This window comes from Exiguobacterium sp. s193, assembly GCF_018618755.1.
In the GTDB taxonomy this organism is placed as follows: Bacteria; Bacillota; Bacilli; order Exiguobacteriales; family Exiguobacteriaceae; genus Exiguobacterium_A.
The window spans coordinates 458,045-479,440 of sequence record NZ_JACSMR010000001.1 but is presented as its reverse complement, the minus strand read 5'-3'; the positions used below and the strand labels follow the sequence as shown (position 1 = coordinate 479,440).

22 protein-coding genes and 1 pseudogene are annotated in these 21,396 nt (G+C 48.9%); 22 read left to right on the top strand and 1 reads right to left on the bottom strand.

The features are described from left to right. Nucleotides 1-75 precede the first annotated feature (75 nt). The 14 genes and pseudogenes from KNQ04_RS02315 (at nt 76) to KNQ04_RS02250 (ending at nt 11,587) form a co-directional block, all read left to right on the top strand. Entirely contained in the window at nt 76-897 is an 822-nt protein-coding gene (locus tag KNQ04_RS02315) for an ATP phosphoribosyltransferase regulatory subunit (RefSeq protein WP_214847009.1), read from the top strand. Then, nucleotides 898-1,506, top strand: a complete 609-nt coding sequence (hisG, locus tag KNQ04_RS02310; protein WP_214847007.1) for an ATP phosphoribosyltransferase — start codon at nt 898-900, stop codon at nt 1,504-1,506. Next, nucleotides 1,506-2,723, top strand: a complete 1,218-nt coding sequence (gene hisD / locus KNQ04_RS02305) for a histidinol dehydrogenase (RefSeq protein ID WP_214847005.1) — start codon at nt 1,506-1,508, stop codon at nt 2,721-2,723. The genes hisG and hisD overlap by 1 nt, the downstream gene beginning before the upstream one ends. Further along, a complete protein-coding gene (locus KNQ04_RS02300) occupies nt 2,723-3,694 on the top strand; it encodes a pyridoxal phosphate-dependent aminotransferase (protein ID WP_214847003.1) in 972 nt (323 codons plus the stop codon). The genes hisD and KNQ04_RS02300 overlap by 1 nt, the downstream gene beginning before the upstream one ends. Beyond that, nucleotides 3,667-4,248, top strand: coding sequence for an imidazoleglycerol-phosphate dehydratase HisB (gene hisB, locus KNQ04_RS02295; protein WP_214847002.1), 582 nt, complete (start codon nt 3,667-3,669; stop codon nt 4,246-4,248). Before KNQ04_RS02300 ends, hisB begins: the two co-directional genes overlap by 28 nt. Further along, nucleotides 4,245-4,832, top strand: a complete 588-nt coding sequence (gene hisH / locus KNQ04_RS02290; RefSeq protein WP_088837716.1) for an imidazole glycerol phosphate synthase subunit HisH — start codon at nt 4,245-4,247, stop codon at nt 4,830-4,832. The genes hisB and hisH overlap by 4 nt, the downstream gene beginning before the upstream one ends. Next, nucleotides 4,805-5,509: a 1-(5-phosphoribosyl)-5-[(5-phosphoribosylamino)methylideneamino]imidazole-4-carboxamide isomerase gene (gene hisA / locus KNQ04_RS02285; RefSeq protein WP_029331308.1), complete on the top strand. Its 705-nt coding sequence runs from the start codon at nt 4,805-4,807 to the stop codon at nt 5,507-5,509. The genes hisH and hisA overlap by 28 nt, the downstream gene beginning before the upstream one ends. Next, the gene (hisF, locus tag KNQ04_RS02280; protein ID WP_029331307.1) at nt 5,503-6,252 is read left to right on the top strand and encodes an imidazole glycerol phosphate synthase subunit HisF; all 750 of its coding nucleotides are present in this window, start codon (nt 5,503-5,505) and stop codon (nt 6,250-6,252) included. The genes hisA and hisF overlap by 7 nt, the downstream gene beginning before the upstream one ends. After that, nucleotides 6,249-6,864, top strand: a pseudogene (gene hisIE, locus KNQ04_RS15860) (bifunctional phosphoribosyl-AMP cyclohydrolase/phosphoribosyl-ATP diphosphatase HisIE). The gene hisF and the pseudogene hisIE overlap by 4 nt, the downstream one beginning before the upstream one ends. Before the next feature lie 201 nt (nt 6,865-7,065). After that, a complete protein-coding gene (gene trhA, locus KNQ04_RS02270; RefSeq protein WP_201302359.1) occupies nt 7,066-7,749 on the top strand; it encodes a PAQR family membrane homeostasis protein TrhA in 684 nt (227 codons plus the stop codon). Between the two features lie 11 nt (nt 7,750-7,760). Beyond that, on the top strand, nt 7,761-8,420 hold the full coding sequence (locus KNQ04_RS02265) for a TVP38/TMEM64 family protein (RefSeq protein ID WP_251136816.1): 660 nt from the start codon (nt 7,761-7,763) through the stop codon (nt 8,418-8,420). Nucleotides 8,421-8,504: 84 nt separating this feature from the next. Next, nucleotides 8,505-9,422, top strand: coding sequence for a proline dehydrogenase family protein (locus tag KNQ04_RS02260; RefSeq protein ID WP_214847389.1), 918 nt, complete (start codon nt 8,505-8,507; stop codon nt 9,420-9,422). 59 nt (nt 9,423-9,481) lie between these two features. After that, nucleotides 9,482-10,300: a DUF2785 domain-containing protein gene (locus KNQ04_RS02255; RefSeq protein WP_214846998.1), complete on the top strand. Its 819-nt coding sequence runs from the start codon at nt 9,482-9,484 to the stop codon at nt 10,298-10,300. Nucleotides 10,301-10,906: 606 nt separating this feature from the next. Next, nucleotides 10,907-11,587 (top strand): hypothetical protein, encoded by a 681-nt coding sequence (locus tag KNQ04_RS02250; protein WP_214846996.1) that lies wholly within the window; start codon nt 10,907-10,909, stop codon nt 11,585-11,587. Between the two features lie 640 nt (nt 11,588-12,227). On the opposite strand, the gene KNQ04_RS02245 is transcribed toward KNQ04_RS02250, so the two are convergent. After that, nucleotides 12,228-12,875 carry a class I SAM-dependent methyltransferase gene (locus KNQ04_RS02245; protein ID WP_214846994.1) on the bottom strand — a complete coding sequence of 216 codons (648 nt, stop codon included), beginning with the start codon at nt 12,873-12,875 and terminating at the stop codon, nt 12,228-12,230. Between the two features lie 186 nt (nt 12,876-13,061). Between KNQ04_RS02245 and KNQ04_RS02240 the strand changes: the two genes are divergently transcribed. The 8 genes from KNQ04_RS02240 (at nt 13,062) to KNQ04_RS02205 (ending at nt 21,395) form a co-directional block, all read left to right on the top strand. After that, the gene (locus KNQ04_RS02240; protein WP_214846993.1) at nt 13,062-15,479 is read left to right on the top strand and encodes a 3-hydroxyacyl-CoA dehydrogenase/enoyl-CoA hydratase family protein; all 2,418 of its coding nucleotides are present in this window, start codon (nt 13,062-13,064) and stop codon (nt 15,477-15,479) included. Nucleotides 15,480-15,493: 14 nt separating this feature from the next. Beyond that, entirely contained in the window at nt 15,494-16,684 is a 1,191-nt protein-coding gene (locus tag KNQ04_RS02235) for an acetyl-CoA C-acetyltransferase (RefSeq protein WP_214846992.1), read from the top strand. Further along, nucleotides 16,681-18,465, top strand: a complete 1,785-nt coding sequence (locus KNQ04_RS02230; protein WP_214846991.1) for an acyl-CoA dehydrogenase family protein — start codon at nt 16,681-16,683, stop codon at nt 18,463-18,465. Before KNQ04_RS02235 ends, KNQ04_RS02230 begins: the two co-directional genes overlap by 4 nt. Before the next feature lie 71 nt (nt 18,466-18,536). After that, a complete protein-coding gene (locus KNQ04_RS02225; RefSeq protein WP_214846990.1) occupies nt 18,537-18,992 on the top strand; it encodes a DinB family protein in 456 nt (151 codons plus the stop codon). Nucleotides 18,993-19,026: 34 nt separating this feature from the next. Beyond that, nucleotides 19,027-19,380 (top strand): arsenate reductase family protein, encoded by a 354-nt coding sequence (locus KNQ04_RS02220; RefSeq protein ID WP_214846989.1) that lies wholly within the window; start codon nt 19,027-19,029, stop codon nt 19,378-19,380. Between the two features lie 64 nt (nt 19,381-19,444). After that, the gene (gene gcvH / locus KNQ04_RS02215) at nt 19,445-19,828 is read left to right on the top strand and encodes a glycine cleavage system protein GcvH (RefSeq protein WP_214846988.1); all 384 of its coding nucleotides are present in this window, start codon (nt 19,445-19,447) and stop codon (nt 19,826-19,828) included. Between the two features lie 101 nt (nt 19,829-19,929). Next, a complete protein-coding gene (locus KNQ04_RS02210; protein WP_214846986.1) occupies nt 19,930-20,208 on the top strand; it encodes a thioredoxin family protein in 279 nt (92 codons plus the stop codon). 548 nt (nt 20,209-20,756) lie between these two features. Beyond that, a complete protein-coding gene (locus KNQ04_RS02205) occupies nt 20,757-21,395 on the top strand; it encodes a class I SAM-dependent methyltransferase (protein ID WP_214846984.1) in 639 nt (212 codons plus the stop codon). Nucleotide 21,396: the final 1 nt, after the last annotated feature.

The window sequence follows — 21,396 nt, the reverse complement described above, 5'->3', positions numbered from 1 at the left end:
CGGACCGCAAAAAAGGTATCTTATCGTTAAATAATTTAGCGTGGTACAGTGATAATAAGATAAAGGAGTGGCGACATGCAATCATTTTCTACGATTCGACTCAAGGACGGGGCGACAGACTATGTCGGACCGTCAGCAGAACGTCTGCAACGGGTCATCCGTCAGCTTGAGGATGGACTCGAACAATCTAACTATACCCGATTAATCACACCTTTAATTGAAGAAATCGGTGGACGGGAACAAATTCGGATGGACTTTACGACAAGTGTCGCCCGCGCCCTCAGTGAGCGCGGTCGTGAACAATATAAGCGTGTCTTTTACAGCGGTTCGGTCTTTCAGCCGGAAGAGAAGTTCCAAGTCGGGTTTGAGGAACGGGGCGAGATCGCAGCCATTGAAGCGATTCAGCTGGCCGTCCGTCTGATTGAAGAATTGACGGGCAAAGCAGTGACGTTATCGATTGGCGACGCCGGACTGATTGAACATTTGATTGAGACGCGGGTCGGTGACCACCACTTGCGTGACCAGGTGACGCAGATGTTGCGCTTACGGAACGTGATTGAATTGAAACAAATCGCCCGGGAACTCGATGATGGATTGCTGGCAAAACTCCCACTGTTATTCGGACGTGAAGGCGCAGAAAAAATCTTACCGTTCGTCGATGAAACACGGTTGAACGCCGTCCTTGATTTAGCGGACGCCGTCAATGCCGATCTCGACTTCGGACAGATGGGCTTACAGACGTATTATGACGGCGTGACGATCCACGGCTTCATCGATGGTGTAACGGAGCCGGTCTTAGTCGGCGGTCGTTACGACCGGTTATATGAACAGTTTGGTCAACAACAACAAGCGTTCGGCATCGGATTTTCGGTCGAACGTCTCGCGGAGGTGCTGTAAATGCGAATCGGAATCACGAAAGGACGCCTGTCGAAAGCGACTGAGCGTTACCTAAAAGAAGCAGGCGTCGAGACATGGGGAGCGATTGAACGTGAATTGATCGTCAAAAGGGGCGAGCATGAATTCGTTTTCATGAAAGGATCGGACTTAATCCCGTACGTTGCCCAGGGCGTCCTTGACGTCGCGATTACGGGAAGTGACATCTTACTTGAGTCGGATCAAGAGTTATCGGAACTGACGGAATTACCGTTCGGCGTCTGCCGGATGTCGGTCTGTGCGAAACAGCCGCTCCAGTTCGAAGGCGGACGCCGGGTCCGGATCGCAACGAAGTATCCGGTCATCGCGAAACGGTACTTCAGTGAACTCGGCGTCGACGTCGATATCGTCCCGTTGAACGGCTCGGTTGAACTGGCACCGCTCCTCGGCCTCGCCGATGCAATCGTCGATATCGTCGAGACGGGCGAGACGTTACGGGCGAACGGACTGAACGAATACGAAAAAATCATCGACATCAGTGCCCGGTTCTTTACGAGCGAATGGACACTGAAACGCAAACGGGTCGAAGTGATTCAATTACTGGAACAGCTGACAGAAGGAGTGACACGGTAATGGCAACGACAAAAAACTTCAGCGTCGACCGTGAGACGGAGCAAACCGTCCGGTCGATCCTTGAAACGGTCGCAAACAACGGTGACGCAGCAGTCCGTCGCTATACGGCACAGTTCGACAACATCGAACTGACGGATTTACGATTAGACGAAACACGGATTCAACAAGCATTCGAGCAAGCGGACACGAATTTAATCGACTCGCTCAAATTGATGGCGACACGCCTCGTCGAGTGGCACGAACAAGAGTTACCGTCCGACATCGAACTCGTCGAAGCGGATATCACACGGCGGCAACGGTTTCTTCCCGTCGATTCGGTCGGGATTTACGTCCCGGGTGGTGCGGCAAGTTATCCGTCGACCGTCCTGATGAACGCGATTCCGGCAAAAGTTGCCGGTGTCGAACGAATCGTCATGGTGACACCCGTGACAGGACTGACGGATGAAGTCTTGGTCGCGGCTCAAATCGCCGGTGTGACGGAAATCTATACGATTGGTGGCGCGCAAGCTGTCGCTGCCTTGACATTCGGAACGGAAACGATTGGTGCCGTCGACTTGATCGTCGGGCCGGGGAACCGGTTTGTCGCGGAAGCGAAACGCCAAGTCTACGGGATCGTCGGGATTGATTCCGTTGCCGGACCATCAGAAGTCGTCGTCATCGCGGATGAGACGGCGCACCCGGACCGGATTGCCGCTGATTTACTTGCCCAGGCAGAACACGACCGGGACGCGGTCGCGATCGCCTTCGTCCCGACGGAAGCGATGAAAGCAGACGTCGATGCCAACATCGAAACACGCCTGCAACAACTGCCGCGTCAGGAAATTGCACGCCGGGCGATGGAAAACGGTGGTGTCTTCGTCGCCTCACTCGATGATGCAATTGAAGAAGCGAACCGCCTAGCAGCCGAGCACTTGGAACTCGCCGTCGCTAATCCGCAAGACGTCGTCAAATTGATCCGTCACGCCGGGATGATTTTCCTCGGTCACGAAACGCCGGAAACGCTCGGGGACTATGTCGCCGGGACGAACCACGTCTTACCGACATCAGGGACGGCACGCTTCGCGTCCGGCTTATCGGCCCGGACATTCCTACGTCACCAAACGATGCTTGAAGCAACACGCGAAGGCGTACAACGTCTTGCCAATGCCGCAAAAACCGTTGCCCGGGTTGAAGGACTCGAAGCGCACGCACAAGCGATAGAAGTGAGGGAAAACTGATGCGACTCCACCAAAATGAACGCTTTACTGCCCATAGTACGATTGGCATCGAGACGATTAAACAACTCGTCGAGACGTTTCCGTTAAATGAATATCCGGTCGAAATCATCGACCAAGTCAAAACGTCTTACAGCACCTATGCCGGTGTCCGTCCGACACAACTCGTGGCCGGGAATGGGTCCGATGAACTGATCGGTTACCTTTGTGCCCGCTACGCTGGTCCAGAGTCACCGGTCATCGCGTCACAACCGGACTTCGTCATGTATCAGTTTTATGCCGACCGCGCGCGGGCCGACTTCAGCAAAGTCCCGCTCCTCGACGGGATGGAACTCGACGTCGACGGTTTGATTGCTGCACCGGGGAACATCATCTTCATCAGTCACCCGCACAATCCGTCGGGAATCTTACGAAAAGAAGCCGACGTGCGCCGGTTACTCGACAGCGGCAAATACGTTGTCATCGATGAAGCGTATATCGACTTCGCCCTCGAGCAGTCGATGGTCGGCTTACTCGAGGAGTATCCGAACGCCATCATCCTCCGGACGTTATCGAAAGCGTTCGGACTTGCGTCCCTGCGGCTTGGCTTCCTGATCGCCAGTGAAGCGATCGTTGCGGAAGTCGAACAAATCAAGTCGCCGTATAATGTATCCGGCCTTTCGGCAGCGGTCGGGATCGCCATTATGGCCGAACCGGAACTTGATCTTGTCTTAGCGGAAACGTATGCGAGCCGGGACACGATTGCCCGTCTCGTCGAGCCGCTCGGAACAACCTATCCGAGTGCCGCGAATTTCGTTTATGTCGAATACGATGAAGCGGAACGTTTTACTGAACGGTGCGCCAAAGCCGGACTGCGGATCCGCTTGTTTGACGGAGCGTTCCGGATCAGTTGTGGTTCGGTTGAATCAATGAACGTACTAGAAAGATGTGTAGAGGAGGAAATGCAATGCGTCGTGGGACAAGCGAACGAGTAAGTTCAGAATCAGAAATCAAGGTCGCGGTCGATCTCACGGGAGGCCCGGTCGAAATCAAAACTGGGGTCGGCTTCTTTGATCACATGTTGACGTTATTCGCCTTTCAAGCGCGAATCGGACTTGTCATCGAAGCGAAGGGCGATCTCTGGATCGATGCCCACCATACGGTCGAAGATACGGCAATCGTCCTCGGGGCTGCCTTGACGGAAGCACTCGGCGACAAGGCCGGGATTGAACGCTACGGTGAATCGCGTGTGCCGATGGACGAGACCCTCGCCTCCGTCGTCCTCGACTTCAGTGGACGTCCTTATACGGTCTTCCGTGCTGAATTCAAAAATCCGAAGCTCGGGGATTTCGATACGGAGCTCGCGGAAGAATTTTTCCAAGGCTTGTCGCGGAGTGCGCGGATGACGATTCATGCCGAGGTCCTCTACGGGTCGAACACGCACCACATGATTGAAGGTTTGTTCAAAGCACTCGGACGGGCCGTTCGCCAAGCGATCGCCGTGACGAGTGAAGGCGTGCCCTCGACGAAAGGACTGATTGATCAATGATCGCAATCGTAGATTATGGCGTCGGGAATATCGCGAACATCGAACGGGCGTTAAAAGAACTCGGGGAAGCCGTCATCGTCACGAGTGACATCGAACTGCTCGGACAGGCGGAAGCACTCGTCCTGCCCGGCGTCGGTGCCTATGCCCCGGCGATGGCCCGGTTAAAAGAGACCGGCTTGATTGACTTCTTACAGGACCAAGCGACGAAAAAACCGTTCCTCGGGATTTGTCTCGGGATGCAGTTATTGTTTGAATCGAGTGACGAAAACGGTCGGACGCAGGGTCTGGGCATCTTACCGGGAACGATCGAGAAGTTACCGGAAACGGTCCGCTTACCCCATATGGGCTGGCACGAACTGACGAATCATGGTGAAGCCGTCTATTTCGTCCACTCGTACGGTGCCGTCTGCGAACCGGACTGGATTATCGATTCCGTCGAATACGGTCGACTCGTCCCGGCAATCGTCCAAAAGGACTTAGTGACGGGGATGCAATTCCACCCGGAGAAGAGTGGCGAAGTCGGACTGAAATTACTTAAAGAATGGAGAGAGACGACATGCAACTCTACCCAGCAATCGATTTAATGAGCGGACAAGCCGTCCGGCTCAAGCAAGGTGATTTTCAACAACAAACTTTTTTCGGGGATGCGCTGACCATCGCAAAACGGTTTAAGGACGATGGCGCGACAGCGATTCACCTGATTGACTTAGATGGCGCGAAAGCGGGCGAACCCTTGCACTTGAGCTTGATCGCCGACATCAAAAAAGAGACGGGGTTGTTCGTGGAAGCAGGCGGCGGTGTCCGCAACATCGAGACGGTCGAAGCCTACGTCGGTGCCGGTATCGATCGAATTTTGATCGGGACGGTCGCCCTCGAGGACGAAGCCTTGCTCGAACAGATGATTGAGAAAGCCGGCGACAAGTTAGCAGTTGCCCTGGATGCGAAAAATGGCATCGTCCAGACTCGCGGCTGGCTCGAAGCAAGTGATTGGACGCTCGAACGGGCAATCGAACACTTGATTCAAAAAGGCATCAAGACGTTTTTATATACTGACATCTCGCGCGATGGGATGATGCAGGGACCGGATGTCGACGGACTCGACCGCTTGAAACGGGACGGCGTTGAACTGATTGCTTCCGGTGGCGTGACGACGGTCGAAGATGTCGCCCGCTTAAAAGAAATCGGGATGGACGGTGCCGTCATCGGCCGTGCCTTACTCGACGGGTCACTCTCGTTGAAAGAGGTGCTGACCGTATGTTGATGAAACGGATCATTCCCTGCCTCGACGTCAAGGAAGGCCGTGTCGTCAAAGGCGTCAAGTTCCAAAACTTACGTGACCTCGGTGATCCCGTCGCCGTCGCGAAGTACTACTATGAACAAGGGGCGGACGAACTCGTCCTGCTTGATATCTCGGCGACACAAGAAGGCCGGGAAACGATGCTCGATATCGTCGAGCGGGTCGCTGAAGTCATCTACATGCCGTTTACGGTCGGCGGCGGGATCAAGACGCTTGAGGACGCGAAACGCCTGATCCGCGCCGGTGCCGATAAAGTCTCTCTCAATTCGTCCGCTCTGCAGAATCCGCAACTTGTCCATGACGTCAGTCAGTTGTTTGGTGTCCAGGCGACGGTCGTTGCGATCGACGCCAAACGGACGGGCGACTCGTGGGGGGTCTTCTCACACGGCGGGACACAGGCTGTCGGACGGGACGTCATCGAGTGGGCGCAGGAAGTCGTTGCGCTCGGCGCCGGTGAGTTACTTGTCACGTCGATGGACGCCGACGGGACGAAGGACGGGTATGACCTGGAACTGATTCAACGGTTACGTGACGTCGTCAACGTGCCGATCATTGCATCCGGTGGTGTCGGGACACTTGAGCATTTAGCCGAGGGTCTCGAAGCCGGTGCCGACGCTGCACTTGCCGCTTCGATTTTTCACGAAGCGACGTATTCGATGCCGGAGACGAAGGACTACTTGAAGGCGAGAGGAGTCGACGTCCGATGATCGAACTGAATTTTTCAAAAGGACTCGTTGCGGCGGTGATTTTAGACGAAACGACAAACGATGTCCTGATGGTCGGGTTCATGGATCAGGCCGCTTACGACAAAACGCTTGCGACCGGACTCGTCACGTTTTTCTCGCGGACGAAGAATCGGCTCTGGACGAAGGGGGAGACGAGCGGACATACGCTTGAACTCCGTCGCATGTGGATTGATTGTGACCAGGACAGTTTGTTGATTACGGTTAAAGCGAATGGTCCGACGTGCCACACCGGCAACCGGACATGTTTCTATACTGAAGTGGAGGTGCCCCATGCTACATGAATTGGAACAGACAGTAAAAGATAAAATTGCAGCGAATGATGACTCTTCGTACACGAACTATCTCGTCCAGTCTGGACGCGAGAAAATCGCGAAGAAGTTCGGGGAAGAAGCATTTGAGGTCGTCCTCGCAGGCGATGACACACTCGCGGAAGAAACGGCAGACCTGCTGTACCACTTGACGGTCTTGCTTGCTGACCGCGGTGTCTCGTATAAAGAAGTCGAAGCGGTGCTGAACGAACGGCACGGTACGAAATCGACGTTCAAAGATCGTCCGGATATCGAACGGTGGTAAATCCGAAATCCACATTCCTTTACGGGAAGTGGATTTTTTTGATGAAAAAGCGGGAATAGATTAGAGTGCCCGAATCGTCATCAAATTGACAGAATGTTTTAATAGGCAGTCTTGCTGTTCGGGCGTATAATCAAGGGCATAGTCTGTCTTGTTTAGAAAGTAGGTGTTTGTTTGATCACAAAAAAAGAAATTACGAAAACGATTAAGGAACAGTCCAAAGAAACGCTCGAAGAGTTACTCGCAAAAGGGGATTCCTTGAAAGAAGAAATCGCCAGTGCGGTTACGCACGGGCTCGGTGTCATCTTCAGTATCGTGGCACTCGTGTTGCTTGTGTTACAGGCGACAAAATCCGGTAGTGCATGGAACATCACGGCGGTCAGTATCTTTGGCGCGACGATGATTTTACTTTATCTGTTCTCGACATTGATGCATTCGCTGATGCATACGAAAGCGAACAAAGTCCTGCAAATTCTCGATCACGCAGGCATTTATCTCTTGATTGCAGGGAGTTACACACCGTTCGCGTTGATTACGTTACGCGGACCACTCGGTTGGACGTTGCTCGGCATCGTCTGGGGCGTCGGGACACTCGGGATGATTTGGAAACTCTATTCGACGGGGAAACACGTCTGGATTTCGAACGTTTCTTATTTGGTGCTCGGCTGGTGTTGTCTCTTCGCCATTAAACCGATCTATGAAGCACTTGGTTTACAAGGGTTCTTGTTACTACTCGGCGGTGGACTCGCGTACTCACTCGGCGTCATCTTTTATGTCTGGGCCCGCTTGCCATACAACCATGCGATTTGGCATTTGTTTGTCCTCGCAGGAAGTGTCTTGATTTTCCTGTCGATTTTCTATTACGTGGCACCGGCACCAATGTCATGAAGAAACTTCGCTTGCGAGATTGGCTTCCCTTTTCACTTTATTTATTGTTCGGACTTGGATTGCTCCTTTATTTCCGCTTGTCGGGGATGATGGAGCAATTTGATTTAGAGGTATTGTCGAACTGGATCCTTGCGCAAGGGTTTCCCGGCATGCTCCTTTATGTCCTCGCCTATACGATCCGTCCACTCGTCTTTTTCCCGGCGAGCTTACTGACGATGTTCGGTGGCTATACATACGGTCCATGGATTGGAACGATTTTAGATGTTGTCGGCGCCGGGACAGGCAGTTTACTGAGCTTTTGGATTGCCCGCCTGCTCGGACGGCGAGGTGTCGAAAAAATCATTGGGACCGGTAAGCTGACAGTGCTCGACGAACGGATTGCTTCGAATGGTTTTACGGTCGTCCTGCTTGTCCGGCTGATTCCGCTATTTCCGTTTGACGCAATCAGTTATGCGTCCGGCTTATCGAAAATTAAATTTAAACAATTTGCCTTAGCGAGCTATCTCGGTATCATTCCTGGGGCCTTTGTCTACAATAATATCGGGGCGAGCCTACGTGACCCGTTCTCCTGGCAATTCTTCTTCGCAATTTTTTTATATGTGCTGTTTTTTACAGTTGGCTTTTTTGCACAACGAACCTTACGAAAAAAACAAAAGAGAGAGCATATGTAAGCGCTTTATGTCATAATATGAGTGCAGTGATGTGAACCGATACGGTAAAACAGCCTAGCATTTATTTAGGGGGAATAATGAGTGATGGAACGAGTACTACGGGATGGTTTTATCTTCTTATCGCAGAATAAGACATTGAACGGATTAGCGAAACGATATGGTCTGAAATTTGGGGCCGGTCGCTTCGTGGCGGGGGATTCACTCGAAGCGTCGAAACGGGCGATTCAAGATTTGAATGCAAAAGGATTATGTGTGACGATGGATCACCTCGGTGAGTTCATCTCGACTGGAGCCGAAGCGGAGATGATGACGCAAGAATGTATCCGCGCCGTCGAAATGATTGCGGAAGAGAAATTAGACTCGCAACTTTCACTAAAGTTAACGTCACTTGGCCTTGATATTTCAGATCAATTAATTCGATCGAACATGGAACGGATATTGACACGGGCGAAAGAGCTCGGCGTATTCGTGACCATCGACATGGAAGATGAACCACGTTGTGAAAAAACGATTCAATTGTTTGAAGAGTTGCGTCAGTCGTTTGATAACATTGGTACCGTCATTCAGTCTTACCTCTATCGTTCAGAAGACGACATCAAACGGGTCGGACGGTTTGAAACGAACCTCCGCATCGTCAAAGGGGCATACAAGGAACCTGCGACGGTCGCCTTCCCGGAAAAAGAAGATGTCGACCACAACTACATCAAACTCGTAAAACTTCAATTGTCACTCGGAAATTATGCTGCGGTCGCGACGCATGACGACGCGATGATTGAACAAATCATTCGCTATGCGAAAGAAAATGGGATTGGAAATGATAAGTTCGAATTCCAGATGCTGTACGGCATCCGCGCTGAGCGTCAGCTTGAGCTCGTGAAGCTCGGTTATAAAGTCCGTGTCTACGTCCCGTATGGTCGTGACTGGTACGGCTACTTCATGCGCCGTTTGGCAGAACGTCCGGCGAATGTGGCGTTTGTCCTTAAAGGAATGGTTAAAGGATAAGAAGAGAAGGCGATGCAACGTTGCATCGTCTTTTTTGAATTCAGAAGGGAGAGAACAAAATGGCTCGAACGGAACAACAGCTAAAAGAACTGCTACAACAAAACGTGCGTGTAACATCTGCGTTACTCGAGGAGTTACTTCTACATATCGGTTCGACGGATCCTGAGTTGCGGGATGGTTTGATCTATCCGCAGTTAGCAACCTACATCGCATCAGAGTCCTTTACGATAGAAGAGGCAAATCAAATTTTCGATTTTATTTTAATCGGGCATGGATTGATGTACCGGATGGGAACGTCGGATGCAACAGCTGTCCTGACGCGATCGTTTTCAGCTTTGGCACTTGCTGAGCTGTTAGTCATGGATAAAATCCAACGCATATTGACGCAAGATCAACTGGATCTACTATCGAATTACTTACAAATCTACTTGGAGCAAGAAAGAGATGTCCGAGGATTTATTAACGGATTTGGATGGGCACATAGTATGGCGCATATCGCGGATGTTTATGCGGTCTGGTTTACGCATCCAGCCAGTCGCCCGCAGGAGGAAATCGGAGCGATTGATGCGATGATTCGTCAGTTGACGCGGTCCGATTATCTCTACATTGATGAAGAAGCTGATCGGATGGTAACGGCATGGTTGCAAGCTTGTCGCCATGGACTGTCGGAAAATCTCTTATTACAACGAATCGACCAGAACATGAAGGCGTGGCTTGAGAGTGACGTGACATGGGGTGATGCGGAGTGGACGACATATCGTAACATCAAGCAGATGCTACAGACACTCTATTTCCGACTGAAATGGGAAGAGCGGCCAGGCGGTAAACAGGTAGAGGACCGGTTAAGAAAAGTGTATCAGCGAACGCATGGAGGATGAGGACGTAGAGTATATCGGACCTCGCTTTCCTCAGGCGAGGAGTAAGCTCGTAGATGTCAACTTAAGATAATGACTAACTTCTGAAAATGACTACTTTCTATCCAAAGCTGGTATGGAATACCAATCTTACAAGGGGAGTTTATTGTATGCTAATTCGGTAAAAAATAATTTCCTTGAATTAATTGTTTTCGTTTTTAGAACTATCCAAAGTCAATCAGTTGGTGAACGATGTTGGATTTATACAATCAAACTTAGAAGAGAATCAATACTTATCACTTCTCAGGAGTCACGAATTTACCGAAATCTATACAAAAATCTAATACGAAATACACTGAAAACTAAGAGGTCTATATTAGTCGTTGCGCACGATGCGTTTCTTAACTTGACGTTGAGAAAAATATAAAAGACTCGGAAGGTATCGGTCAAAAATTAATATAATTTATTAGCTGGTGACTGAACACATTACTTATTTATTTAAATGTTGATTTTTAGAACGCCAATAATAAAGTTATAAATGTTGGAGAAAAGAAACAACTAACAGTATCTTCTTTTTATCCTGTAAGTAAAATAGGGAAAAATAAATAAGGACGAAAGGGCGATTTTATTATGTATTTAGAAGTTAAAAGTTTCATTAAAATTCCTCCTGAAAAAGAAGAACTAGACATTAATCAAGAATACCCAGGGTTTATAAAGATGACAGATTTAAAAGACAATGATTTATTTAATTATTCATTTGGTCGAGCTGACGGGTATCCTTCTGGAAAAGTTGTTTTTTATATAGATGGCGAACAACTTTCTTTTAACGCAAATGTAAGTGAGCTATACATGTTTTGGCACTCTTTAATAAAAAGTGTATCGACAAGTGAACTCTATAACATTGAAAAATCAAACTGGTTTTTACAATATGAGAGCGAGGAAGTTTCTTCTAACTTTATCATTCGATTTTTCTATCAAAAAAAAGTAGTAGAGTTTTATTATAAAAATCAGATATTGGCTACTTTTCCACTAGATATGTATAAAAAAGCAGTTCTACAAGGATTTTTAGATTTTATGTGGCATACGAATTTAGAGTTTGAAACGATTGTGTATGATTCGCTAGGTGAAGAAATTGATTATGCTTCGATGAGAGAAGACACTGGAGACGATTTATATACGTGTCGCTACATTTTCTTGCAATTCATGAAAGAGATGTATCAGCAAAAGAAATACGATTTAAATACTCTTATTGATTTAAATTTTAAGGTAAGTCGTTCTTTTTCTAGTTTGAAATATGACTTAGAAGATTGAATCTGCAAAAAGTACATCTCAAATAATGTAAAATCCCCTAATAAATTTTAGTTAGGTAAATGCTCTTTAATCACAATATTCATTGCTAATACTGGTGTGGTAAAAACAGTGTTGCTTGCAGTCTTAAAATAGATGAACTAGCTGAGAACGGTTTCTTACCTCCTGGTGAGAGACCGTTTATTAAATTTATGCTAGCTCTCACGTCTTCACCCGACTCCTACAGAAAAAAGCGCGACGTTCCATCTCGCGCTGTCAGAGACAAACAAGACCCGGGTTCTTCATCCGAAGGATGAGGAAGACTGGCTTGTGTCTCGCCTGAGGAAAGCGGGTGAGAAGACAGTGAGGAAACTCCTTTTACTTTTTGAGATCAATTAATTAGGTTCCACGATATTTCCTAACAACAGCATACCCGCGAATATAAGGATGATAAGAAATACGGCAGTCTGTGGATGAAATCGTTTTTCTTAATACCGTCTAAAAAGTCGCTTTCCGAGTTCAGGTACACCCATGACCCATGAAGAAAACCATAAACAATAAGAAAAATTGCCATCGCTCCAAAACATTGAGAGCTTCAATGTAATAAATAAAAACGATACCTAGAGCAATCAAAATAAATGTATAAAAGGTTGTATACGACATCTTATCTCTCTCTTACAGCCGTCGTCTGAAAAGCAAATAAACACGAGAAAGCATGTGCTTGATCAAGTAACCGGTGTCCTGTCATGACAGCTCCTTCCTTTTGGATGACCGCTTCATCAAGTAACGTCCAGCCGCGCTCTTTTGCTAGTTGCAGCAATTCCCACGGCATCATCGTATTCCCCATCGCGACTTCCTCGCCGTAGAGACGACGATAAGCGAGTTGCCGTGGGGCAGCTGTCGGACCGAGTAAACTGATGATGACAATTGGTGCGACCCGTTCGATTTCCTGAAGGACTGTGAGCGGACGCATCGACCACTCGAGCGAATTGACAGCGAGAACAGCATCAAACGCATCATCTGCAAACGGTAACGCTTCACCGGTGCCGACGACGAAGTCGAGTGCCGGTGATTTGTCGCGGGCAATCCGAATCATTTCCTCCGATAAATCAAGTCCCGTCATGTCAAAAGAATCCGCCAGCAGTCGACAGGCCGCCCCATCGCCACACCCTAAATCAAGCATCTTACCAGCGGTGATGACCGACTTTAGGAAGGGAATGATCGTTTTACGACTCCCTTGTGTCCACATCATTTCCGAGCGTTCCGCCCAGTCCGTTGCCTTCTGGTCCCACAGTTGTTCCGTCTGTTTCATGACATCTCCCCCTTGTTTCTTTTAGTCTAACAGGAAAATTTGACCAAAACGTGTTTTTTTATTGCTACTGAACCATTATTCATTTATGATAAAGGAGTAGAAGGAGCAGGGGAAAGATTGATGGGCTTCTTTTTTTGTCAGAATAATGAATGGTTGTTCATTCAATTACTAGTCAGGGGGTATATCATGGCGAGTCAGATCGGTCAGCCGACCACAGTTAAATTGACGAAACATATTCAATTCGCCGTCATCATCGGTTCAGGGGTCATGGGTGCAGGAATCGCGGCACACCTCGCGAATGCGGGAATTCGGACATTGATGCTTGATATCGTACCAAAAGAACTTACGGCACAAGAAGAAAAACAAGGACTTACGTTATCGGACCCAGCCGTCCGAAACCGGATCGCGCGCGAAAACCGCCAAAAGTTGCTGAAACAAAATCCAGCACCACTCGCTTCAAAGTCGTTGATTGACTTAATCGAAGTGGGAAATCTTGAAGACGACCTCGAACGCTTGAAGGAAGCGGACTGGATCGTCGAAGTCATCGTTGAACGTTTGGATGTCAAACAACAACTGTTTGCGACGATTGAACCGTTCCTCCGTGAAGATGCGATCGTCAGCTCGAATACGTCAGGGATCTCGATCGAAGCGATGCGTGAAGGACGCTCGGCATCATTTAATGCACGTTTCCTTGGCACACACTTCTTTAATCCACCACGTTACCTCAAGCTGCTCGAATTAATTCCGACGACGGACACGAATCCGGAAGTCGTCCGTTTCATGAAACAATTCGCGGAAGAGCGTCTTGGAAAAGGTGTCGTCATCGCGAAGGACACACCAAACTTCATCGGCAACCGAATCGGGACGTATGGTCTGCTCGTGACGATGGAAGAGATGAAAAAAGGCGGCTATACAATCGGAGAAGTCGACTCCGTGACGGGACCGTTACTCGGTCGTCCGAGCTCGGCGACATTCCGGACGCTTGACGTCGTCGGAATCGATACGTTCGTCCATGTAGCGAACAACGTCTATGACCTGTTACCGGAAGGTCCTGAAAAAGATACATTTGAAGTCCCGGCAGAAATGAAGCGACTCGTCACAGAAGGTTCGCTCGGTGCTAAATCAGGACAAGGTTTCTATAAGAAAGTCGGGAAACAAATCCTTGAACTCGATGTGAACTCTTTTGAATACGTCGAAAAGAAAGCGCTTACTGAACCGTCGATTGGTCAGGCGAAAGCTCTTCCTGGCGCCAAAAATAAATTGAAAGCCGTTGTTTTTGCGAACGACCGTGTCGGTGCACTCCTCTGGCCGATCCATGCGAAGACACTGCTCTACTCGGCACAACTGACACATGAAATCGCGGATGACATCAAAGCAATCGATGAAGCGATGAAATGGGGCTTCGGTTGGAAGATGGGACCATTCGAGACATGGGACGCACTCGGTGTCGAAAAGACCGTCGCGAAAATGAAGCAGGATGGTTACGACGTCCCGGCATGGGTCGACGAGATGCTTACGTCAGGCAACACAAGTTTCTACAACGAAAATGGTCAGCATTATGATGCGACGAGCGGAACGTATGTCGGCAGCGAACAGAATCCGAAAGAAATCCGCTTACGTGACGTCCGCAAGTCGAACGGCGTCTTACTTGAGAACAACGGAGCCCGTTTACTCGATGTCGGAGATGACGTGGCCGTGCTTGAGTTTACGTCGAAGAGTAATGCAATCGGCGTCGACATCATGCAGATGATTGAACAATCGATTGACTTAGTCGAAAAAAATCACCGCGGACTCGTCATCGCAAACGATGGCAAAAACTTCTGTGTCGGTGCGAACCTCGCAATGATGCTGATGGAAGCAGAAGATGAAAACTGGTTCGAACTAGACTGGATCATCAATAAATTCCAGCAATCGATTCAAAAAATTCGTTACGCGTCACGTCCAGTCGTCGCAGCACCACAAGGAATGACGCTCGGTGGCGGAACGGAGATTTCCCTTCCGGCAGCACGCTTGCAAGCAGGACTCGAAACTTACATGGGGCTCGTCGAAGTCGGTGTCGGCTTGATTCCGGGTGGTGGCGGAAACGTCAACACGTACCGTCGTTTACTTGAAAACACGCCGGACGGTTTAGTCAATCTCGAAAAAGCAGCACAAAAGACATTTGAAAACGTCGCGATGGCAAAAGTCTCGAAATCAGCGTTCGAAGCACGCGAACTCGGCTATGTCCGCTCTGTCGACCAGATTTCGATGAACAGGGATCACTTGACGTATGATGCGAAACAACTTGTCCTCGAACTCGACCGGACAGGCTATACGCCACCTGCTAAATCCTTGATTCCAGTCGTCGGCCGGACAGGGAAAGCGACGCTTGAGCTGGCAACACGGGAAATGTTCTATGGCGGTTATGTCTCGGAGCATGACTTGAAGATCGCGAACAAGTTAGCGCATGTCATCGCGGGCGGAAACGTTGCGTTCGGTACACACGTCGATGAGCAATACATGCTCGACCTTGAACGGGAAGCGTTCTTGAGCTTGATCGGTGAGATGAAAACACAACAACGGATGCAGCATATGCTTGTCAAAGGCAAGCCGCTTCGTAACTGACTGGGGGGATTCGAATGAAAGAAGCAGTAATCGTCGCTGGTGCGCGGACACCAGTCGGTAAAGCAAAAAAAGGGTCATTTAAAGCGATGCGTTCTGATGAACTCGCAGGAATCGCGATTAAGGAAACGTTGAAGCGTTCGAAATATGAGGGAACAATCGATGATGTCATTCTCGGTTGTGCCCTTCCGGAAGCGGAGCAAGGGATGAACATCGCCCGTTACGCGTCTGTTCTTGGCGGCTTGTCACACGAAGTACCGGCCATCACAATCAATCGCTACTGCTCGTCCGGTCTGCAATCGATCGCTGATGCGTCGATGAAAATCATGACCGGTCAAGCGACGGCCGTCATCGCCGGTGGTCTCGAGTCGATGAGTCAAATCCCGATGCCCGGACACGTCGTTCGTCCGAATCCATCAATCGTCGAATCAGCACCTGAATATTATATGAGCATGGGACATACGGCAGAGCAAGTCGCAGCAACGTATAACGTCTCACGCGAAGACCAGGACGCCTTTGCGCTGAAAAGTCATCAAAAAGCGGCAGCCGCAATCGCAGCCGGGAAGTTTACGGATGAAATCGTCCCCGTCACGGTGACGGAATACGTTGTCAACGATGACATGAAGGTCGAAGAAAAATCCTGGGTCGTCCAGCATGACGAAGGGGTCCGGGCAGACTCTTCAAAAGAAGGATTGGCAAAACTCCGCCCGGCATTCCGCCTTGGTGGCAGTGTCACGGCCGGTAACTCGTCGCAAACATCAGACGGGGCAGCAGCCGTACTCGTGATGGACCGTGAGGAAGCAGAGCGTCAAGGCCTGCCGATTCTCGGGAAGTTCAAATCGTTTGCCGTCGGTGGTGTCCGTCCGGAAGTCATGGGAATCGGACCTGTCGTCGCGATTCCGAAAGCTCTTGAACTCGCAGGAATCACACTCGAAGAGGTCGGCTTGATCGAATTGAATGAAGCATTCGCGTCACAATCCCTTGGTGTCATCCGTGAGCTCGGTCTCAACGAAGACATCGTCAACGTCAACGGGGGAGCGATTGCACTCGGTCATCCACTCGGCTGTACGGGAACAAAATTGACATTATCACTCTTGCATGAAATGAAACGCCGCAACGCGAAGTATGGTGTCGTCTCGATGTGTATTGGTGGCGGCATGGGTGCTGCCGGTGTATTCGAATTAGTTGAAGGAGGAACAGGACAATGAGCCAAACGACAAACGAATTGATTAAAGGTGGAAGTTTTGTACTGGATGAATTACAAGCAGAGCGTCTCTTTACACCGGAGGATTTTTCAGAAGAACATAAAATGGTCGGTGACATGACGGCGAAATTCGTCGAAGATCGTGTCGTTCCTGTCCTTGACCGGATCGAAAAACATGAGTTCGAACTGTCAGTCGGTCTCTTACGTGAAGCAGGCGAGCTCGGTCTTCTCGGAGCAGACGTTCCGGAAGAATACGGCGGTTACCAAATGGATAAAATCTCGTCTTCAATCATCACAGAAAAATTCGCACGCGGTCGTTCGTTCGCTCTCAGCTACGGCGCACACGTCGGAATCGGTTCACTCCCAATCGTTTTCTTCGGAAACGAAGACCAAAAACAAAAGTATTTGCCGAAGCTTGCGTCAGGTGAATGGATCGCGTCATACGCGTTGACAGAGCCAGGCTCAGGGTCAGATGCACTCGGTGCGAAGACGACAGCTGTCTTGAACGAAGCCGGGACACACTATATCTTGAACGGTGAAAAACAGTGGATCACGAACGCCGGTTTCGCTAGTCTGTTCGTCGTCTACGCAAAAATCGATGGTGATAAATTCACGGCCTTCCTCGTCGAGGGTGAGTACCCAGGCGTCTCGACAGGTCTGGAAGAGCAAAAAATGGGCATCAAAGGATCATCGACACGGACATTGATCTTAGAAGATGCGGAAGTACCGGTCGAAAACGTTCTCGGTGAAATCGGGCGCGGGCACGTCATCGCCTTCAACATCTTGAACGTCGGACGTTATAAACTCGCTGTCGGTGCTGTCGGTTCATCAAAACGCGCGATCGATCTCGCCGTTCAGTATGCGAACGAACGGAAACAATTCAAAACGCCGATCAGCTCGTTCCCATTGATCCAAGAGAAACTTGCGACGATGTCAGCCCAAACGTATGCGATGGAAAGCTCAGTCTACCGGACAGGCGGTCTCTTCCAAGATAGTCTCGATCAGCTGTCGGAAGAAGAAAGTAAAGACGGCAAACGCGTCGCTGATTCGATTGCTGAGTACGCGATTGAATGTTCGATGAACAAAGTCTTTGCGTCAGAGACATTCGATTATGTCATCGATGAAGCGGTTCAAATCCACGGCGGATATGGTTTCATGGCGGAATATGAAGTCGAAAACATGTACCGTGACTCACGGATCAACCGGATCTTCGAAGGAACAAACGAAATCAACCGTCTGCTTGTTCCAGGTACGCTCTTGAAGAAAGCGATGAAAGGCGAGTTACCACTCTTAGCGGAAGCGCAGCGCCTCCAACAAGAAGTCATGAGCTTCATGCCGACAGAAGTCGGAACAGAACCACTCGACCGGGAACGTCACTTGCTCGCAATGATGAAAAAAATCTTCTTATTGACGGCTGGAACGGCTGTTCAGAAATATCAAGATAAGTTACAAGGCGAACAAGAAATCCTTGCGAACACGGCCGATATCATGAGTGCGATCTATGCGCTCGAGTCAGCCATCGTCCGGACAGAAAAAGCGATCGCTTCGAAAGGCGTCGAGAAGAGCGAACTCAAAATCCGTTATACGGAAGTCTTCGCCCAACAGGCATTCGAAGGTGTTGAACGTGACGCGAAAGAAACACTCTACGCAGCAGCAAGTGGAGATGAGTTACGGATGTTGCTGTCGGCACTGAAGAAATTCAGCCGTTACCAACCAATCAACTCAATCGGCACGAAACGTGCCATCGCCAAACGTTTGATTGAAGCTAACAAATATCTTGTCTAAGTCAGGTTTACGAGTTCGCCTTTGCAGGGAAAATCTCTGTAAAGGCGAATTTTTTTGAGGAGGGAATAGCGATGCGTGAAGATGTAAAAGAACTTCAGTTTGCCGTTGACTACTACAAATCGCTCGAACGTCTGTCGGAAGAAGAGTGGCAGTCGCCGCTCGCAATCGATAAATGGACGGTCCAGGAATGTGTCAGTCACCTGTTCTTGTGGGACCGGTATTACCTCGACCATGCCGTCGCGAAGCTCCCTGACGATCGGCTGACGCTAGTCGAAACAGACTTTGATGAGTTCAACCGGTTAGCGGTCGAATATGCCCATCATGTCGACGCATTGGCGTTACTGAAAAAAGCAATCGCTGTTCGTATCGACCTCGTGACGCAACTCGAACGGCTGACGGACGAGCAATATGAACAAACGTATGAAGGTCGCTTTTGTCCACGTGAGTTCGTCGCGTCGTTTATCGCCCACGATCACCACCATCAAGATCAAATCGATGCGGCGCTCGCTCACTTGAAGAAACACTGATTCATCTGCTAGTCTTGAAAGTGAGGTGATAAATATGGTAACGATGTATGGCTATCCAAAATGCAGTACGTGTGTCAAAGCGAAGAAGGCGCTCGAAAGCAACGGCGTCGAAGTCGATTACAAACACATCGTCGACGAAACCCCGAGTGCCGCGACGATTCGCGAACTCCATCAAAAAAGTGGCGAACCGCTGAAAAAATTCTTTAACACGAGTGGTCAATCGTATCGTGCGGGTGGTATCAAGGATCGCTTACCCGACTTGTCGGAAGAAGAGCAATATGCGCTGCTCGCAAATGACGGGATGCTGTTGAAACGTCCAATCGTCACGGACGGGACAGATGTGACACTTGGATTTAAAGAAGAGATGTATCAAGGAAAATGGTATTAAGAAGCCGACCGGGTTTGGTATACTAAAACCGTTAGTCCACTTTAGAACACAGGGGGAATCGCAAATGAGTCAGGTCAAAGACAATCTACGGTATTCGGAAGAGCATGAATGGGTCGAAGTAACAGGTAACAAAGCACGAATCGGAATCACGGATTTTGCACAGCATGAACTTGGTGACATCGTATTCGTTGAGCTTCCAGAAGTCGGAGATACGATTTCAGCAAACGAACCATTCGGCTCGGTTGAATCGGTCAAGACGGTTTCAGAACTGTACGCACCGATTTCAGGGAAAGTCGTCGCAATCAATGAATCACTCTCAGATTCCCCGGAACTCGTCAACGAATCACCATTCGAAGGTGCATGGATGGTTGATATCGAGCTTGAAGATGAGTCACAAGTTGAAGCATTGATGGATGCTGCGGCATACAAATCAATGATTAACGAGTAATACTTAAGGTAAGACGGACAGGGGTGAAACGATTTCGTTTCATCGCTGTTCTTTTTTTTGTATACTGGCTTCAGAAGCACTGTATTATAGGAGGGGTCAAGATGAAAGAAGTAACGACAGTCCCGGCAAACGGTTTACTGTATGTCTATGCACCGATGTGCGGCACATGTGCCATCGCGAGTCGGATGCTTGAAATCGTCGAAGCGACGAAAGATGGGGAATGGATTCAAAAAGCGAATGGAAATTTCATTCCTGAATTTTTAGAACAGGCGCAAGTCATGAGTGTACCGGCATTACTGAAAGTGAAGGATCATCAAGTCGTAGAGCGGTTATATGCGTTTCAAAACGTTCAAAACGTCTTTGCGTTTTGTGCAGAATGACGAGGAAAATCGAGTGTTGATTTTTCTTTACGCTAAATTGTCGGAATATTTACAATAATTCATTGACAACGACAATTTATGAATGGTATATTCATATCAACTTCTAGAAATACTTTATAGGAAGTCTGGCAGAGGTATAGAATAGGATGTTTCTCCTGCTCGGAACCATTCACTAAAATCCTAAATACTTTTTTCTGTTTCCCCTTAAGTCGTCCCCCAAAGACGAAGCGGATCAAAAAAAGAATGGTGGATTCGACTGGTCGATCCGGAAGTGGTGATATCTTGATTTTGTAGTTCGAAAAGGCGCCGTCCTCTGATGCGACGAACGAAGAAGTTCGTATCAGAGCTGGGTTTTCCTTCATGGTGTTTCTAACCACATTATTCGTGTTGTCGGTTCTCCGGCAACGCCTTTTTTTTGTTTCCGGAAGATTTTTAAGCTGTCGTCTTGCTAATCAGAATTGTCCCTGCTACAATGCGATTAAGGAAAATTACTTTAATTCATATCCGATTAGTCGGAATTAAAAGCGGGATACGGAGGACGAAAGGGCATGACAGTACGTTTCATGGATGTATTTACAGAGTGGGCGTCATCTTACGACGACACGGTAACGGGGCAAGATCCGGAGTACAAAGAAGTCTTTCGCCGTTATGACGAAATATTAGAGACGGTCGCTGAAAAAGCGATTTCACCCGTCGCTGAATTTGGTGCAGGGACAGGAAATTTGACGCAACGTTTGCTTGCGCGTCATGAACAAGTGCTGGCAATCGAACCGAGTCCGGAGATGAGGGAAATCCTCATCAACAAGATTCCGACGTTGCCTGTACAGGATGGACACTTCTTATCGTTTGAAGCAGAAGACTCAAAAAGTTTTGTTTCGACTTACGCCTTCCATCATTTGACGGATGAAGAAAAAGGAACCGCCGTCGACTTGATGGCAACGATTTTACCGGCAGACGGAAAGATCGTCTACGCTGACACGATGTTCGTTTCGGAAGCAGCGCGTCTAGAAACGATTGCAGAAGCAAAAACTCAAGGGTTCGATAATCTCGCAGAAGATTTAGAACGCGAATTTTATCCACTGATTCCAGTCATGGAACAAATCTTTACGTCACGCGGATTTGACGTGACCTTTACACAATACAATCACTTCGTCTGGCTCGTAGAAGCCGAGAAAATGGGGGAATAAA